This window comes from Fulvivirga sediminis (assembly GCF_016757215.1).
Lineage (GTDB): Bacteria > Bacteroidota > Bacteroidia > Cytophagales > Cyclobacteriaceae > Fulvivirga > Fulvivirga sediminis.
In genome coordinates this window covers 160,664-178,394 of record NZ_JAESIY010000012.1, presented here as the reverse complement: position 1 = coordinate 178,394, position 17,731 = coordinate 160,664, and the positions used below count along the sequence as shown (strand labels likewise).

Here is a 17,731-nt window from a genome sequence, read left to right as displayed (position 1 = left end):
CGTTCTAATTCTTTAGGGATTTTATGTTTCATTAGGTTGCTATTTACATTCAGTTTATTCAGTGTGTTTCAACTGGTTTCGTATTGAAGACAAATAGCGGGGAATAAACCCTATGAAATATTTTAATTTTTCCGGGGAATTATATCCTTTTTTATTTTAAATAATTGATATTCAGATGTTTGTTTTGGTGAATTAACCTTAAAGTGAGTTATGATTACTTGTGTTAAGTACATCCATTTCAGTTTATAAAATAATATTTGTTAATGGATTCAGATCAGAGAAGCACTGCTTATCCAGTGCCGCTGCTCAGTGCTTAGACATTGAGGTAAATTATAGATATTTGGTTCGATCTGAAGATTTAAAATTGCCCGCTGAGTGTATATTAACAGTGTTAACTTTAAAGGCAAGAGTTTTCAGTGGCCTTATCACCCATTATTGATACTTATAACTCTAATATTTTTCTCTCAAGCTATAAAATAATTGGTAGGTCGGACGAAAAGTTTTATTTAGATAAGTTTAAAATCTAAATAGCAAGACTTGTGTAAAGGTTATTTTGTTTAAGAGGTAGCAGTACAAGACTCTTGCGATCAAAGAAATTCCGACTCAATTTAAATTCTGGATTTTCAATTACATAGTAGCTTGGTATGTAATTGATGGGATAGATTACCTGAATTAATATTAAATTATTATAGGGTCTATAGGTAATTGTTTGTTTTCAATGAGATAAAGGCAAATGCTTTTGAGTGAAATTTTAAAAAATCAAATTATGGAAAACAATCAAAATGTTAGTGATCTCTCGTCTATGACGAAAATCGGGTTAGAGAGAAAAGGTTCGACAGATAGCCAAGCCAGTTCAAGTAGTAGTGAATATAGCGTAGAAATTCATCCCGATCTTCCTTATTTTAGATGTAGAAGAAATAGTGACCAAGACAAACGAGAGTTTAGAGCCTACTATGCTCATCTTCGCGAAGTAGTCGCAGATTTATTGAAGATCCCAATCGCTAAAGAAGCCCAAGAACTTCTGAATGACCTCGGAGAACAACGTGCTTTGAAAAATACATCTTTACAGGACAAAAGTATAGTTTCAATAACAAGATCTGATGGGTTAGGGGATATGAAAAATGCTACTGCACCGAGATTTAGTGAAGCAATAGATGAGATAAAAAAGGCATACCGCAATAAGGAAAGTTATGGTAAAGGAACAGCAAGTGATGTTAAATTGGTAGATGATTTTACTAAGGTAACATACTTTCATGAAATGATGCATGCATTAAGAAATGCAACAGGTACGGCAGTTGCAGATCCGGATTTGACAAAACATGCAAAAAGTAATGTTTTTGGCGGCATGGGAGGTGATTTGGCTAAAGATTGCGCAAAAATGATATGCATGTTCCAAGAAGAATATGAAGTTATTGGGCTTATTAAGGGGCCGAAAGTTGATGGAAAAAATCTTCCTACAGACAATGATCTTAGAAAAGAATTGGGAGTGGAAATAAGGCAATCTTATGGTCCCAAAATTAATGAGTTACAGGAGATTTTTGAAAGTGTTAAAAATATTGATGATGCAAGACAGTCCATGAAAACTATTACATCAACTTTATTAGAGAAAATTACAGGCAAGAGGCCTGATATGACTTTGATGGATGTATGCGAAGAACTTATTAAAGCTCCATCTGTAGGAAAGTTTACGAACTTATATAATCAAAATAAAATTCAAGAGTGTGAAAACCTGAATAACTCTAGAGCCACATCTCCTGCGAAACGTCGGTCTCCAAGTTTGTAACATTAAGCATAAGCTAATTTTATATTGAATGGCTTATCTAGATTATAAAAACCACCTCATGTTAATTTGAAGGTGGTTTTTTTGTTTTATAGAAAGAATATACATAATTAATCTTTTAGCGGATAGCGGCACAATTGTCATATTTCTTTCATTTAACCTCTAAATACAGGTATTCTTCACCTCCTATTTTTATATTATTAATACCTGCTCAGTTTATAAGCATTGAATGGATGTAAGTAAGAATTTTATTGGATTTAAACCGGATCATCCATTAGTAAACTAAAAGTTTAAGAAATTCTTCGAGAATTGTATAAAAATCCCCCAAAAGGTTAATCAAATTTACGGTCTTTATCCATTGAATATTCCTCAAAGGTAGTGACACCCTTTGGAGGAATGAGTTTAATAAAACAATTTATCGTTCAGGTTGGGATACGAAAAAAATTAGCCGAACTGGCTCTTCCATCTCTTGGATCTAATGGAGGATATGACCCCAAGCAAATCGTAGAGAGTTTTTGGCTGAGTATCTGGATGGAGTTCATGCAAGAAACCTTTAAGCCAGCCTATGCAAGACAAAAAGTAGTTTTCATAAGGGCTGATAGTAGTTTTACACCGAAGACGTCATGTTACATCTGGAAGAAGAATACTTTAATTACATTATGGCTGTACATATGTATACTCAACTAGTCCTACTTTCGATTATTCTAAAGAATAATGGAGGTTAAAATTTAGATAACCTGCTAAAAGACATTTTCCTTACTATGGTGCTTATTACTTTAGTGTCATTATATGTTAACTACCCCTATGCACGGTGAAAAACTACGCTGCCTACTAAAGCAACACAAATAACCCAGTATTCTTATGTAGAAAAACAGTGAATGGAAATTAAGTAACATTTTGAAAGCACTCATTTTGCTGGGTACGATGATTATTTCTAAAAAGGTGGTTTTAATCTTGACCAGGCAAAAATATAAGGGTGAAAATTCTCCATGACCAGTTTACGTCAGTTTTTTGAAATTACGCTTCACTTAATTTTCTTTTCAGAGTCAAAAAGTATAGGGTCTTGGTATGAGCAACTTGTTTTCAATTAGATACTAACAAAACTAAACATGTATTATGAAAACAAATTTTGAAGAAGCGAAGTCAAGGATCAAACTATGCCGCTCAAAAAATTCTAAATCACTTAATTTAAGTGGTTTGGGATTAAACCCGGGAGAGTTGATAGATTTAATGCCTTCTATAAAAAAGGCATCATCACTGGAGAAACTGGACTTGAGCAAAAATGAAATTTTTGCATTACCGGATGAGATAGGTGGGTTAGGCGATTTGAAATTGAAATCGTTAAACCTCAGTGATAATGGACTTACCTACATACCTTCAGGCATTAAAAATCTTAAAAGGCTGGAGAGCCTGGATGTTTCTAAGAATAGCCTCGAGAATGTGCCGAAGGAAATGGTCAGATTGCCTAAGCTGGAAGAATTATATATAAGTGGTAATAAGTTAAAGGAGATACCGGCGGGTATATCCAAACTGGAAAACCTTAAAAAACTAAAGGCCAGGGATAATTTAATAACTACTATTCCTAATGAAATAACCCTTCTGTCTAATCTTAAAGATTTGGGCTTAGGTGATAATCATATCTCTTCTTTCCCCAGTAGTATAGGTAATTTAACTAAACTGAAAGTACTTGATTTAGACAGTAACGGTATTAATGAATTACCGTCTTCATTTCGTAAACTGGTAAACCTTGAACACTTGTATTTAATGGAGAATAACCTTAAGGAGATCTCTGAAGATATAGGGCGTTTTACCAAGCTCGAATACCTGGACTTAGGCAAAAATGAACTCAGCGCTTTACCCGAGGGAATGAAAAATTTGACCCGTCTCCAAACACTGGATATATCTGATAATGAAATTGAACGCATACCTTCCAGGATAATTAGGGGCCTTACTAACCTCGAGACGCTTATGGCTTCCGGAAACGCATTGGAAACTTTATCCGCTGATATTGGTAGGCTCACCAAGCTGAAAGAACTGTATCTGTCCGAGAATGCACTTGTGGCATTGCCCGAGGAGATAGGACGTTTGTCTAAGTTAAAATCACTTTATGTTAACCATAATGAGCTCACGGAGTTGCCTGAACAAATAAAGGGGCTGACGAACCTTAAGAAAGCCGACTTCAGTTTCAATGAGCTTACTTATTTGCCTCCTCAAATAGGGAAATGCACCAATCTCGAGATGCTTAATATGACTAATAATAGCCTGACTGCTATTCCTGAGCACATCGGATTTTGTAAAAAACTGAAGCAACTTTCTTTTTATAATAATAAAATTGAGGTATTGCCTCCTCAAATAGGTCTGCTAACGAAAGTCAAGGAACTCATGTTGAGTGATAACCGGTTGACTAATTTGCCCTTGCAGCTAACGCTTTTAAAAAACCTGAATGTGTTGTCATTAGGAGGTAATTCCATACCTACAGAACAGATTAATGCGCTCAGAACGCATTTTCAGCAAGACCCTATTGTATTGTCCAACCTTATGGCTACAGAGGAAAACAAGGATCATAGAGGGATACTGGCTACTATTTTTAAAGAAAACAGTGATCACTTGTATGATCGCATTCAAAGCCTGGATTTGGGTACCTTCAAAGATGCACATGGCAGTGATATATCCACTAAGGAGGTTATATTTAGTTTCCTGGAAGGGGTTCCGGTCTTATCGAAAGGACCAAATCTTTTTATTGCACCCGCAAAGGAAGTACTTAATGAATTGTTAAGTCCTGATCGGTCCTCAGACGCTTTAAAAGATTTGCTTCAGCAAATAGCTGTAACGGAAGGAGACTGTTCCACGCCTATCAAAAGTTTTTTGATACAAAAAGCAGTAAGTATGCAACAGAGAAACCCGGATGCTTTTCCACAATTTGATTTAATGATCACCAGGGAGGCGGTGGAAGCTACCATCAATCAGAAGCTAGGAGGGCTTTTGACCAGTGATAGCGAAAAAATAGAACAGGTTCAAGCTTTGGCAAATAGTATTTTCCTTAAAGGCGCTGAGAAAAATGAAAGCAACATGATCCTGATCAAGGGGGAAAGAGAACGTCTGCCTTCAAAAACTGAAAACCTGGAATATGGCTTTGAGTTAGTGAACAGAGACCTGGCTGATGAGTTTGCAAAGGTATTTTGTAAAACAGGTGCTGATGGTAAAGCACTAAAAAGGGACGGTAGTTACTTCCTGGACCCTGAGAAATTAATAGAATCTAAAGAGGCTTACTACGCTAATAGCTTGGGTATAGTTACAGAAAGGGAGCGTAGGGTGAATAATTTTGCCGGTGCTATGCAAGAAGCATTAATGGAGCATGATCACCTGCTGTCTTGCTTTGACAAGCCTGATGTATTGGAATTTTTAGATGCAAACCGGTTAAAAGATGGTATTCGAAATGCACTAAGGGGCGTAGAGGATAGTAAGGTAGAGAATGAGTTCAACAAATACCTGGCCCAAAAGCAATCGCAGGTGGCAACATTAGCTGAAAAGTATAAGGAAACCCCTGACCAGCAACCTACGGCGAGCACTTCAACAGCAAGTAGAGATGTGCCTGATTTGCAGCGTATGGGAGATAGCAGGGTAGAGCGCAGGTCAGACATGAGGGAAGGACAGCCGGAAGAAAGGAGGCATCGCTCTGAAAGGCATGGTGGCCATTCCGAAAGAAGGAGGCACCATTCAGAAAGGCACGAGGGTGCTACGGAAAGCAGAACTCATCACTCCGAAAGGCACGGGGAACGTTCGGAGCGAAGGGTACGGCGCTCAGACCGGGAGGATGGCACTTCCAGGAGCCATGTCCGCAGGCATTAGTGAAGTTAGGTGAAGAGGCATGAGTTTAAAAAGCTTGCAGCATCGATTAACAACAAGCGGGCTGCCTTCAATGAGGGCAGCCCGCTTGTTGTTAATCATTATTTGTTAAAGATAATAATCGCCATTGATCCTATTATTGCTTTCGCACATGCACATGTTTCTTCTTACCGGTTTTATCATCCGCCCTTGTTTCTACGCTCGAACTGCTTTTGCTTTTAGAACTTTTGGGAGTTGCTGCTGCGGAACATCGCTAGTCCCGCCTATGGGGTATTTATACGAAGTTGCTATATTCCCACTGGCTTTAAATGTAGAAGGAGGAGTTTGGTGAGAGAGGGCTACTTTATACAGGTGGCACAGGTTGTTTGCCATTTGCTGCTTTTATTTCTGCTGTTGTTTTTTTGAGGGCTTCTGTTTGTGCTTTTAGTAACTCAATATTACTGTTATTCATTCTTGTTGCATTTCTGGCCACTTCTGCTTTGAAATTTTCAGTACCAGCTAAGTAGATACTCCAAGCAATCATGACTATGAAACACAGTGCGCTAAATGACCAACCGTTACAGGTTTTCCTAGTTATGGCCGAAACGTTGAACGGCTGGAAAGACCCAGCTTCTGAGGAAGGGAAAAGAGTGCTGCTAGAGCAGTGCGACAGGGGAAATGAATTTAAGGCTCAGGGTAAGTTATTGCTGGCCGGCCCCACAGATTTTGAATTGACATCTGAGCACAAGATAAACCCAATAGGATATATCACGGGTGTGATAATGCTACAGGTAGATAAATGAGAAGAGGCAGAGCTGTGGGCATTTAAAGATCCTCTTCATACACACGGATTTCGGAAGAGTGTGGTTTATTCCATGAAAATAACCATGACTGAACCCGGTCTGTATACTCCATTACTTCAGGAGATCAATTAGTAACAAAGAAGGATTCCCGGGCATCTTATGAGTTAGCTGTGAGTCCTTCTTTTTATGCGAATTATTTACAGCTAAGACTGTCTAAGTTATCAGCTGGTTTATTAAGGTTTGCTTGATTTTTTAAATCAGTTATATTTTGTATAGGGTCTCAGGCATTAAGATTGTTTTTAGAGTAAAGGCTCCCTGAGGGTATCCTTTAATGGTTATCAGTGCATCTGATAAGAATGGTGACTTTAATACACTCCATTTGGATGCTAACCAAGGGATTAAATCTTTCGGGAGCTGATTTATTAACCTTTAAATTTTAAACTATGCAAGATCAAACTCAGGAAAGTAACCAACCAAAAAAAGAAGGATTATCTTATTCTGCTCCTGAAGAAGTAGCCGGAGAGCCACTTTTTACAGGAGTAAAAGATATGAAGGCGGCGGGTGCTAATAGGAGTATTTATGCACGGCCTGCCGATGGTTCTCAAGTGCATACTCATTTTGAACATGGCCAGCAGGGAAAACCACTGGAACATGAAATGAATGTTAAAAATCCGGATGTATTGAACCTGGTGAGGTGCCAGACCAGCGCTAATGTTGCCAGAGAGGCAGGGGAAAAATCTGCTGCTCAAAAAGTAGTACATGCGAATACGGATATTTTTAACTCCGATACTCCCCTGGAGTATACAACTAAAGATAAGGCTTTTCATATGATTGATATGACCAAGCCTATTGCTAAAAGATCATCCAATGAATCGCTACAAAGTAATAGCAGCAGTGGGCATTCCCAAGAGGTATCCCCTAACGTACAAATTACTGATAAAGGTAAAAAGCTTAGAGTCAAACCCTAGAAGTATAGTGCTTGGCGGCTATAGGGACTAAGCATGGCTTCATGGTAAAAGGGAGGGTAGTTCCTCCCTTTTGATCAGTATACACTAATTGAAATTAATAATTACTTTCTCCTCACCACATAGTTTTTTTCACAGTCTTGGTATTTGTTCTTTTTTCAATATAGGAAGAAGGTTTATCACTCCTTTTCAAACCCGGAAAAATCCTTTGAAGTCCGTTCTATCCATGCTTTTAGGCTTTACCTCAATAATGATGGGCTTTTCTCTATAAGGTGCATTAATAATGAATACAAAAATAGTCATTATTCTACTGAAGGAGAGTATACATTTAAATTATCTGTGGCCACACTGCTATGATAATCAGAGGCTGGCTCCCAGTACAGGAAGGTGGCCATAATTATAATGGGCAATAGGAACACGTTAACTAATTAGTGGTCGATATTGATTGGCAGTTCATTCAGTTTTATACATTAACTAAGTAGGCCATGCCTGCTCACTGGATATCGGTTTACAAATTTTCATAGGGTTTATATACTCTCACCTTTTTTAATTCATTCGAATTTCCTCAGCCTCGCTAAATACGTAACCTGCGGAAGTAAAACTTGATTTTTTTATTGAAATCCTCAAAAAGTAGTAGGGTGTATGAAGGGCTCATTGTTTTATATACAGAAGCACATAGTAATTCAATAAATCAAATAAGAATTAAAAAAGATACGTATTTATGAAAGATAAATTTTCCATCGACGTAGTCATTGTTTTCGCTATGGTCATGTGTTTAATGCTACTGTCATTAGATATTTATACCAGGTTTTATAGTGATTTTTATCACTTGGGCCTCACTAATACAAGTTTGAACGCAGCCATAAAAAAAATATTTAGAACGTTTCCCCTTTTCTCCAACGCCTTGCTGTTGCGCATAATCATTTTGGGGGTATTTGTTTTAGGAGCCTTTGGCATAAGCTTAAAAAAGAAACCGGAAGAGGATCCGGATCTAAATAAATATGCTATATTCTTAATAGTATCATTTGTTTTGTTTGTGCTCTGTGGGGGCTTTAAAGTTCATGTGGCGGTAAACTTAATAGTTACGCTGGCTTCCTGGGTAGTTTTTATCTGGAGTTTTTTAAATATCAGAAAGCATTTTAATTTTTTCTCTAATAAAGATGAGTTTAATAATAAGAATCTCATATTTCAGCAAGAGAAAGAGTATAAGGAAAATCCATATTCGGTAAACTTAAAAACAGAAAATGGCCTGATAAATGTGGTGAACCCTTTCAGGGCCACAATGGTATTAGGTACCCCGGGATCTGGAAAATCATATTCGGTAATAGAGGAATATATACGGCAGCATATCATGAAGAACTTCTCCATGATGGTGTATGATTTTAAGTTTCCATCTCTCGCCAAGGAGACTTATGGATTTTACGAGTATTATAAAAATACCTACAAAGTAGAGCCTAAGTTTACAGTTATCTCACTGGATGATATCGAATACTCTAACTTCATTAATCCCATTAGCCCCGAGTTCATAAAGAAAACAGCAGATGCCATCGAGGCGTCTCAAACCGTACTCTATAACCTTAATAAAGAGTGGATTACTAAGAAGGACTTCTTTGCACAGTCTGCCATATCATACTTTGCCTGCTGTATATACTTTTTGAAATTATATGAGAACGGTAAGTTCTGTACGCTACCTCATGCCATAGCCTTGGCCTCTTGCCCAGATGAAAAAGTATTTAAAGTTTTTCAAAGATATCCTAAGCTCAGATTTTTCATGACTCCTTTTGCTGATGCGCTGGAAAAGCAAGCCTATGAGCAGCTATCAGGACAAACTGCTACGGCCAGGATACCGCTATCGCAGTTGGCTACGAGGGAACTCTTTTGGGTAATGGGTAACAATGTGTACCCTGAAATGAATGCTTCCCTGGATATTAATAATCCTGAGGCGCCTCAAATTATGATATTGGCTAATTCCCCTGCCACGCAGACCACCAACTCACCGGCGCTGGGGCTTATCTCCACACAGTTACTCAAAGTGGTGAATACACAAAATAAATTACCATCTTCTATTATTATAGATGAGTTACCTACCATGTACTTTATGGGGCTGGATAATCTGATAGCTACCGCCAGGTCTAATAAAGTGTCTACCACTATTGGAGCACAAGATCTGGAGCAGCTCAAGAGGGATTATGGTGATAAAGTGGCCGAAACTATATTCAATATTGTTGGTAATATCTTCAGCGGATCGGTGAGGAGCGGTACGGCCACTAAACTCCAGGAGATCTTTGGTAAAAAGAAGCAGCGACTTAAAAATATGACTGTAGATACCAGCACGACCTCTTATAGCATCAACGAAAGTATGGATTTTGCTATACCTGTGTCTACACTTTCTCAGCTATCTCAAGGGGAATTTGTGGGTATAGTGGCGGACAATTTTGGAGAAGAAATAAAGCAGAAAATATTCAGAGGCCATATCAAAGTAGATAAAAGAACCGACCAGGTGAAAACTCATATTCCTAAGGTAATTGAAGAAGATAATCTGGAAGAACTGATGGACGGTAATTTTCAGCGGATAGTAGATGAAATTGACATCATACTGGAAAATGAATTGTATGAAATAGAAGAGGCTGAAAATAATCAAAAACAATCTACAGAGGCTGCCACCACTGGTGATACTGATAATAAAGAAGCAGTGGAACAGGAGCAGCAGGAAGAAACCACAGAATAAGTCAGTTTCAAAGATTACAATGCCTTTAGTGTTCTAAATGTTGGAGTTCACAGGGCTAATAAGAACTCTTCATCCCTATATTATAACGTAAAAATGGAATTCAGATATAAATTAATATGTGTCATTCTGCTTATGTTGAGTATGGCTAACACAGCATGCTCTCAGTCAGGACAGAAAGAACAACTGATCAATCGTTATAAGTCTATGGAAATGGACAAGCGCCCCGTTTACTTTCCATTACCGCAAAAAAGCTTTATCAGGATTTCATCTGGGTTTGGGGTGAGGAAACACCCCATACTTAAAGTAGATAAATTTCATCCCGGACTGGATATGGTCGCTAAGAAAGGAACCCCTATATATGCTTCTGCCAATGGTAAGGTTATACGCGCTTCGTTTTCACCTACCTATGGTAATGTAGTAGTCATTGATCATAATGAAGGCTATAAAACCCTATATGCACACATGACAGCCTTTAAAGTGAAAAAGGACCAAGAGGTGAAGCAGGGAACAATCATAGGCTATGTTGGGTCTACAGGGAGGTCTACTGGACCACATCTGCATTTCGAGATTTTGCTTAAAGATAAGAAGATAGACCCCTTTAAATATTGGACCCTTATAATGGACAGGTGGAAATAAAGCTTCTTCTATTTCAATCTTTAGCCACAGAAGGTTTAATGAATATTTAGGTTTAATACATTGTATGCCAGGTTATTATGTGTTTTTAGTCTTCTTTAATACTCTGTGTGATGGTACCTTTCTTCTTTAGGTATCTTCTTCAATTTATTTTTCCCTGTATCACATCTAAGCTCAGCCGCTGTTGAACGGTTATTTAGAAGGAAATGCTACTCTTTGGCATTGCATGACAATTTTTTATGGTGTCTGGTACGTCATTGGGCTTTCCATAAAGCATATCCATCCATCTTGCTTCTGGTTATTGCCAATGCCAATTATAAAATTACTTAGTCGATAATTTTTGAATGAAAAAATTTGAGAAAAGCATAGGGTACAAATCAACAGGTCTGTTTTTAAGATGTAAGGCTTTAAGATCTAAACAGGTTATCAACGATCGATTCTTTATAGAAGAGTATAGATCAGCAAAGCAAGCAAAACAATCTAAACTGTGGAAATGATGATACTTAGAAAAAGAAAAGTAAGGCTGAATAAAAAATGTCTTTTTCTCCCATCTGATTCGGGCTGGGAATTTGAAAAAGTGGAAGATCAATCAGTACCTATGAATAATTAATGAGCAATGGATAATAATAAGAAAATAATTGTCGCGGTAGTGGGGCTTGTGCTGGCAGGCACATTAGTATTTGCCTTAAAATCGATAATATCTCCCAGTTATGCCTCTTCAGGAAATGGAATAGCCGAGGGGTTGGAGTTTGATGCTCCTGACTTGAACTTAAGTAAGCTGGACAGTTCCTCCAAAAAGGAGCTTTATGATGAATCTAATCAATACGATCGTGACCGTTACGACTCTTTAGGAGATAACCTTTCTTTTTTACAAAAATTGAAAGAGAAAATGACTAAAGATACAGAAGAGCTTCCTTCTTCTCAATTTGAAGAAAATTCAAGCGCTGAAGATGATTTGCGTATGCTCATGGAGTTACAGAGCAACCTGAATGCAGCCAATGCTCAATATGACATGGGCCAGATGCAGATGCAGCAGTCTCCTCCTGAGCCGGAAGTGAAAAAGATACCTAAAGATGGCGATTTTTTCTTCGGGGCCGCATCGGCCACGGAAGGTTCGCCTGCAGAAAACTTAATACCTGCAGAAACTATTGATCAGGGTGTTTTTAAGCAGGGTTCTACTATTGCTTTCAGAACTAAGGAATCTATTGTACTACCTAAACATAATGTTAGAATCCCAAAGGGTGCAGTCATGTACGGAGTGGTAATGTTTGAAGGTAATCGTTTGAATATCAATGTCAATAAATATAAGCGTGATAATAAATTGTACTCCCTTAATCTGGATGTTTATGATTATGACGGACTGCAAGGTATTCACTTAAATCACAGAACACTTTTCTCAATCCCTTCTAATGTTTCTAAAGATGTTTACCGTGCAGCCATCCAGACTTATCAGCAACAGCAGCCCATCTTAGGAAATGGTGACAGAAGAGAGCCTTTGGATCGGGTGGCTGTACTCTCTGCAGCTAAAGAAGTAGCCAGAGAGGTTTTTGATAACAGAAAAGTATTTGTGCCCAGAAAATATCACATATGGCTAACCATAAACCAGGACGATAATGACAACTAATATAGAGAAAATATTCCCGATTTATTCCGTAGAGCAGGATCTGTTGGTCTCTAAGTTTGGAGATGTAAGTTTAGTGTACGAACTAAAAATGCCTCAGATATACTCATTAGACAAGGAGGCCATGGATCAGATTAATTCTATTGTAGATAAGATGATACGATCATTACCAGCAGGTACAGTATTGCAAAAGCAAGATTACTTTTTCGTCACCAGTCTTAAAGATCCTATTGCTGATGGCACCAACATACTCTCTCGTAGTGACAACACTTTCTACTTTGAAAAACCGATACTCACACACCAATGCTATCTGATATTTACCAAAGACGCTAAAAACAAGGTGAGTATTGCCAATAGCAAGTCAAAATATGAAAAGTACCTTCAAGGGCTTACCAGCTTCATATCTGATGTTGATACTAGTGTTTCTTTTTTATCTAAAGAAGAGTATTTCAGTGCGTCACGTCTGGATACTGATGAGATTATTGATCTGGTAGGAAAGTATTTTTCACTATCGCTTAATGGTGGGAATAAGCTTAAAGATATATTTCTTGATCGTCAGCTTCAGGTGGCCAATAATGTAGGAGAGGTGTATGCCCTTACTTCTAATAATGACCTTCCGGTAACAGTGGATAGCGCTATCAGAAATAAAGAATATTCCACCCAGCGTACAGATTTCTTTGTGCCCTACATTCAATCTCTATGTCTGGGGCTGGAGTGTAACCACATTTACAATCAGATCATTTACGTGGAAAAATCTGAAGATATATTTAAGTCTATCAAGACCAAGATGAACAACTTCAAAAGTTTATCCATGCTATCTAAAGAAAATGAGCTTTACTACAGTAATATGGAAGATCTGGTAGAAGAGGCCATTGCTAAAGAACTCAAGTTTATTAAGCAGCACCTTAATATTATTATTTGGGAAGATAATAAGGAGCAACTTGAGAAAAGTAAAAACATCCTTGAGAATACTTTTCGTGAAATGGACATATCTCCCTACCACATCAAGTATTCTATTCAAGATATTTACCTCAACAGTAGCCCGGGGGCGGCAGTCAGCATTCCTGAAGAGTACAAGTTTATAGGTTTTTCTGAGCAGATCCCAAGTCTTATGAATTTTGAAAGCTACTATGAGAGTTTTAAGGATGGCGTACTACTGTGTGATCGGAAAAATGAAGCACCAATAAGGCTAGACCTTTGGGACGAACCTGTGCAGAGAGGACATATTGTGAATAGGAACCGCCTGATATTCGGCCCTTCGGGTACGGGTAAGTCGTTTCTTATCAATCATATAGCTTCTCAGTACTATGAGCAAGGCCATCACATAGTGATGATTGATATTGGAAACTCCTATAAAAAACTGTGCAACCTAGTAGGGGGGCAATATTATACCTATGATGTGGATGATCCTATGGAGTTTAACCCCTTCTATGTTCATGGAGAAATAGATATAGATAAAAAGGAATTCCTCGTATCACTTGTGCTTTTCTTATGGAAAGGCGAAAGCCCATTTACCAAAGAAGAGAAACAGATTATTACCCTCTACCTGGATGCTTATTATGCTAATCTCAAGCTGCATAAAAACATCTTCCCCAAACTTTCTACTTTTTATGAGTTTGTGATGGAAAACAGGGTAGAGTATAATGAAGAAAAGTACTTTGATAAGTTGAGTTTTGACCTCTCTGTGCGTGATTTTTATGACGGTAAGTACAGGCATATCCTCAACTCTGAGCAGCCTGTGGACTTGCTACAAGAGCGGTTTATCGTATTTGAAATGGATAATATCAAAGATCATCCTGTGCTGTTTCCTCTCATCACTATGCTCTCTATAGATGTAGTGATGGGCAAAATAAGACAGCTTAAAGGAATCAAAAAATCCATATTTATTGATGAGTGTTGGAAGCCAATTTCAAAAGGGGAGATGGCAGAGTTTATACGCTATATGTATAAAACAGTGAGGAAGCATTATGGAGAAGTGGCTATTGCCACGCAGGATATTGAGGATATTATTGATACTGCCGCCGGCCCAGCTATGATTAATAATACAGATACTATGCTCTTGCTGTCTCATAAAAAGAAAATGGCATCTAAAGATAAGCTGGCTACCCACCTTTCATTTAATGAAGCAGATTTGGAAAAGTTATTCTCTACGGATAAGAGGGAGGTTTTCGTTAAAGTAGGAAATGTTTCTAATGTGTACAAAGTGAGTGTTTCTGAAGAAAGATACGCTTGCTACTCTTCTAATGCTAATGAAAACCAGTTCATATTCGATAGGTATGCTAAGCACAAGAATATGAAGCTAGCGCTTAATGAATTCATCACCCATAATAAAAAAAGATAGAAATGAAATTTGCATCTTTTACAATCATATCGCTACTAATCGTACATTTTAATGCCTTTTCTCAGCAGAAAATTTTTGATGAGATAGAAAGTAGCAAACCCATAGCCATCTCAGACATTAAGACTACTCATCTGATTTTTGATGATAAAATAAAATACCTGGATATAGGCTCTCGGTATTTCGTGACTGATACTGTAGAGAATATGGTGAAGATTAAGCATATAGGTGGCGATTTTACTGAAAATGAAGAGGAGACAAAAACAAATATTACCATCATTACCCAAAGTGGTGATTATCATTCTATTCCTCTATATTTTAAACGAGATATCACCAACACCACCTATCAGCTAGATCCTCAAAAGAAATCCTATAATGTTTCAGTAAAGGAGGATCACAGAGATATGGGTAAATATGAGGTATGTCATTTTAGTAGAAAAGCCGTGAGTAATTACAATATAAAAGGGAATACCGATTTACTACTGGCTAAAGTTTCGGGCATCTTCTATAAAGGCGATTATATCTCTATACGTGTAGAGATTAAAAACTTCTCCACTATTGATTTGGACATCGATCATTTTCTCTTCCGCTTCATCAAGAATAAAAGATTTGCACAGGATATTGTCTACCAGGAAAGGGTACTAAGGCCCGTACTGGTATGCAACGAAGCTGAACGTGTGAAGGGTTCAGGCGGTATAGAAGTATTCTCTTTTGTGTTTGACAAGTTCACCCCCAATAATGATGAGAAACTACAGATAGACATTCTGGAAAAGAACGGAGGTAGGTCTACAACCATTACCATACCAAGGAAGAAGCTTCTACAACCGGAGACTCTTTAATAAGGAATCTTAGCTATGTACAAGTGCTAAATAACCTATAGGCCACTATAAAACAGATAATTATGAAAGTACTGATAAACACATTGTCATTTATACTGATAGTCTTTTGTATAGGCTTTGCAGATGTATCTTATCCGAGTCATAGTATCAATGAACTGACCACTGCGCCAGATACTACGCTGGAGCAGGAGTGTGAGGTAGAGGTATATGAAGCGTCTACCATTTGGGATGAGGAAAAAGTAAAAGTGCTGTGGCGGAAAATTATAAACGAAAGTCTTTACAAGCATAAAGTTGATTCTTGCCGCCTCTCTGCGCTCAAAGAATCGGTTACTGACACTCCATATTCAGCTCCTAAATAACAGCTTGTAATAAGAAAATTTAAGATAATCTAAAACTAAACCAACATGAAAATGAAAAAGTATTTGATATTCATATTAATCCTTGCAGCTTCAAAAACTATGGCACAGGTTCCTTTGCCCCCCGCCTATTTGGATCTTATGAGTATTCCTGTTTTAATAGGAGAATCTACTGCGGCTGGTGCGCTGGGAAAAGCTAAAAATAAAACTAGTTTGGAGTATGTCAAAACAGGCATAGGTACTGCTGTAGAAACTGCTGGCACCGCCGAGCTGGGTAAACCTGTGCAATATGTATACTTCGTGAACTACGCTGATATGTGTGAACCATTTGTAGGGCATAAGCAAAAACTGTGTGAGGAGAAAGTAAAATACTTGGAAAAGGCTCACGACGTGGTTTTCGAATTACTTAGTATAAATCCACTCTATGAAATGAGAAAGGGGGTCAAAGACCTGATATGGCAAAAGTATGCCAACATATCCGGAATCATCATCACTGAGCTGGATAAAATAAAAAGAGAATCTGAAAAGGAAAAGAAAAAGAGGGACTTCCAGTATGAAGGGTAAAATGCATGCCGCCCTCTTTTTAATACTATACATATGAAATCAGGAAAATTAATAATACTTGGCCTACTCATAATGATAACTAGCCACAGTTACGGACAGCTATCATTAATAGGACATAATATAGTAGAACCCATTGATGTTAAAACTGCCACAAAACTGGGGATATTAAATGGGACACTAGGTGCCAGAAATGGGGCGAACACAGGTATAAATACATTACTAAAGGCCCTTATTATACAGGAAAAATTACTGATTAAATCTAAGTATAATAAGACTTCTTATGATCATTCCAGCAGCTTTATTGCCAAGTCAGCAGGCACATTAGCACTAAGCATGTCAGAGCAAATGATGGCTTCAGAGTTTTCTAAAGGAAAATATATGACAGAAAATAAAAGAACCTATATGAAAAACCTGAGCCTGGACAAAGCAGTGCTTCCTTTCTTGCAAAAGTTGGATTATAAAAATATTACCGCCGAGAGCAGACAGGAAATATACCGGTTACGAGAGCAATTGATCAAAGAGTATTTAAATAACGATAAGGAAACCTTAAAAATGTTGCTGTTACCAGCAGCGGCTTATTCTACCATGGATGAAGGTAAATTATTGAAAATGATAGACCTTTTTCTTCTATATGTTCTTTTAAACGATTTGAACTAAGATGATAAAAGCATAAGTAAATACTACAACCTAATAACCCCAAAGAAATGAAGAAATTAATGGTAATTGTCGGCTTTATACTTTTAACCATGCCTGCCCTAGCACAACCGGCGAATTTGATATACCTGCCTGTGACTGACATGGGGTTAATGCCTCAGCGAATAGCGGCAGCCGCTCTATACGGCTCAATTAGTGTAGCGGAAAATTCGCTGAAAAGTTCGGTGAGATCTTACGCCAAAACCTATAATAAAAGAGCCCTCTATTATGCCGGAGCCATAGTAATTACTAAAATAAACGGAAGCATAAATAAAAGTGAGGAAAGGCTTAAGGAACTGATAAAGAGTAATGCGGAACTTGATGAAAAAAAATTTTACTCTAAAAGAATACCTAATAATAAGTTGCTTAAAGGCTTAGAAGAGAGCCTTTACATCCTTAAACAGGAAATGCTCAAGCAACACAAACTGGTCATCTATGGTGAGAAGCTAAACCTACTTCAAAATACTATGCGGACCCTAACAGAAATAAACAGGAGGTTGGATATAGTGGAAAATAATATCAGTGATAGTGCTGACAAGAAACACATTATCAAGGAACTCAAAAGTTATAATTGATTCAAACATTA

The 17,731-nt window shown here is 37.7% G+C and carries 15 protein-coding genes; 14 read left to right on the top strand and 1 reads right to left on the bottom strand.

Annotated elements, in window-relative coordinates:
• Positions 1-739 precede the first annotated feature (739 nt).
• The 3 genes from JL102_RS19885 (at position 740) to JL102_RS19875 (ending at position 5,629) form a co-directional block, all read left to right on the top strand.
• Positions 740-1,783 carry a M91 family zinc metallopeptidase gene (locus JL102_RS19885; protein ID WP_202246215.1) on the top strand — a complete coding sequence of 348 codons (1,044 nt, stop codon included), beginning with the start codon at positions 740-742 and terminating at the stop codon, positions 1,781-1,783.
• 393 nt (positions 1,784-2,176) lie between these two features.
• A complete protein-coding gene (locus tag JL102_RS19880) occupies positions 2,177-2,467 on the top strand; it encodes a hypothetical protein (RefSeq protein WP_202246214.1) in 291 nt (96 codons plus the stop codon).
• A gap of 429 nt (positions 2,468-2,896) precedes the next feature.
• Positions 2,897-5,629: a leucine-rich repeat domain-containing protein gene (locus JL102_RS19875; RefSeq protein ID WP_202246213.1), complete on the top strand. Its 2,733-nt coding sequence runs from the start codon at positions 2,897-2,899 to the stop codon at positions 5,627-5,629.
• A gap of 340 nt (positions 5,630-5,969) precedes the next feature.
• Here the strand turns inward: JL102_RS19875 and JL102_RS19870 are convergent, their stop codons facing one another.
• A complete protein-coding gene (locus tag JL102_RS19870; RefSeq protein WP_202246212.1) occupies positions 5,970-6,149 on the bottom strand; it encodes a hypothetical protein in 180 nt (59 codons plus the stop codon).
• Positions 6,150-6,153: 4 nt separating this feature from the next.
• Here JL102_RS19870 and JL102_RS19865 point away from each other — a divergent pair, with 4 nt between their 5' ends.
• From JL102_RS19865 to JL102_RS19815, 11 genes are all read left to right on the top strand, one after another.
• Positions 6,154-6,408: a hypothetical protein gene (locus tag JL102_RS19865; RefSeq protein ID WP_202246211.1), complete on the top strand. Its 255-nt coding sequence runs from the start codon at positions 6,154-6,156 to the stop codon at positions 6,406-6,408.
• 443 nt (positions 6,409-6,851) lie between these two features.
• Positions 6,852-7,376 (top strand): hypothetical protein, encoded by a 525-nt coding sequence (locus JL102_RS19860; RefSeq protein WP_202246210.1) that lies wholly within the window; start codon positions 6,852-6,854, stop codon positions 7,374-7,376.
• 718 nt (positions 7,377-8,094) lie between these two features.
• On the top strand, positions 8,095-10,101 hold the full coding sequence (locus JL102_RS19855; RefSeq protein ID WP_202246209.1) for a TraM recognition domain-containing protein: 2,007 nt from the start codon (positions 8,095-8,097) through the stop codon (positions 10,099-10,101).
• A 141-nt stretch (positions 10,102-10,242) separates the two neighbouring features.
• Entirely contained in the window at positions 10,243-10,737 is a 495-nt protein-coding gene (locus JL102_RS19850) for a M23 family metallopeptidase (protein WP_202246208.1), read from the top strand.
• Between the two features lie 613 nt (positions 10,738-11,350).
• A complete protein-coding gene (traM, locus tag JL102_RS19845; protein ID WP_202246207.1) occupies positions 11,351-12,358 on the top strand; it encodes a conjugative transposon protein TraM in 1,008 nt (335 codons plus the stop codon).
• Positions 12,348-14,696, top strand: a complete 2,349-nt coding sequence (locus tag JL102_RS19840) for a TraG family conjugative transposon ATPase (protein WP_202246206.1) — start codon at positions 12,348-12,350, stop codon at positions 14,694-14,696. Before traM ends, JL102_RS19840 begins: the two co-directional genes overlap by 11 nt.
• Positions 14,697-14,698: 2 nt before the next feature.
• A complete protein-coding gene (locus JL102_RS19835) occupies positions 14,699-15,532 on the top strand; it encodes a DUF4138 domain-containing protein (protein WP_202246205.1) in 834 nt (277 codons plus the stop codon).
• A 62-nt stretch (positions 15,533-15,594) separates the two neighbouring features.
• Positions 15,595-15,891: a hypothetical protein gene (locus JL102_RS19830; protein ID WP_202246204.1), complete on the top strand. Its 297-nt coding sequence runs from the start codon at positions 15,595-15,597 to the stop codon at positions 15,889-15,891.
• Between the two features lie 51 nt (positions 15,892-15,942).
• Positions 15,943-16,452, top strand: coding sequence for a hypothetical protein (locus JL102_RS19825; RefSeq protein ID WP_202246203.1), 510 nt, complete (start codon positions 15,943-15,945; stop codon positions 16,450-16,452).
• 33 nt (positions 16,453-16,485) lie between these two features.
• On the top strand, positions 16,486-17,109 hold the full coding sequence (locus JL102_RS19820; protein WP_202246202.1) for a hypothetical protein: 624 nt from the start codon (positions 16,486-16,488) through the stop codon (positions 17,107-17,109).
• A gap of 47 nt (positions 17,110-17,156) precedes the next feature.
• The gene (locus JL102_RS19815; RefSeq protein WP_202246201.1) at positions 17,157-17,720 is read left to right on the top strand and encodes a hypothetical protein; all 564 of its coding nucleotides are present in this window, start codon (positions 17,157-17,159) and stop codon (positions 17,718-17,720) included.
• Positions 17,721-17,731: the final 11 nt, after the last annotated feature.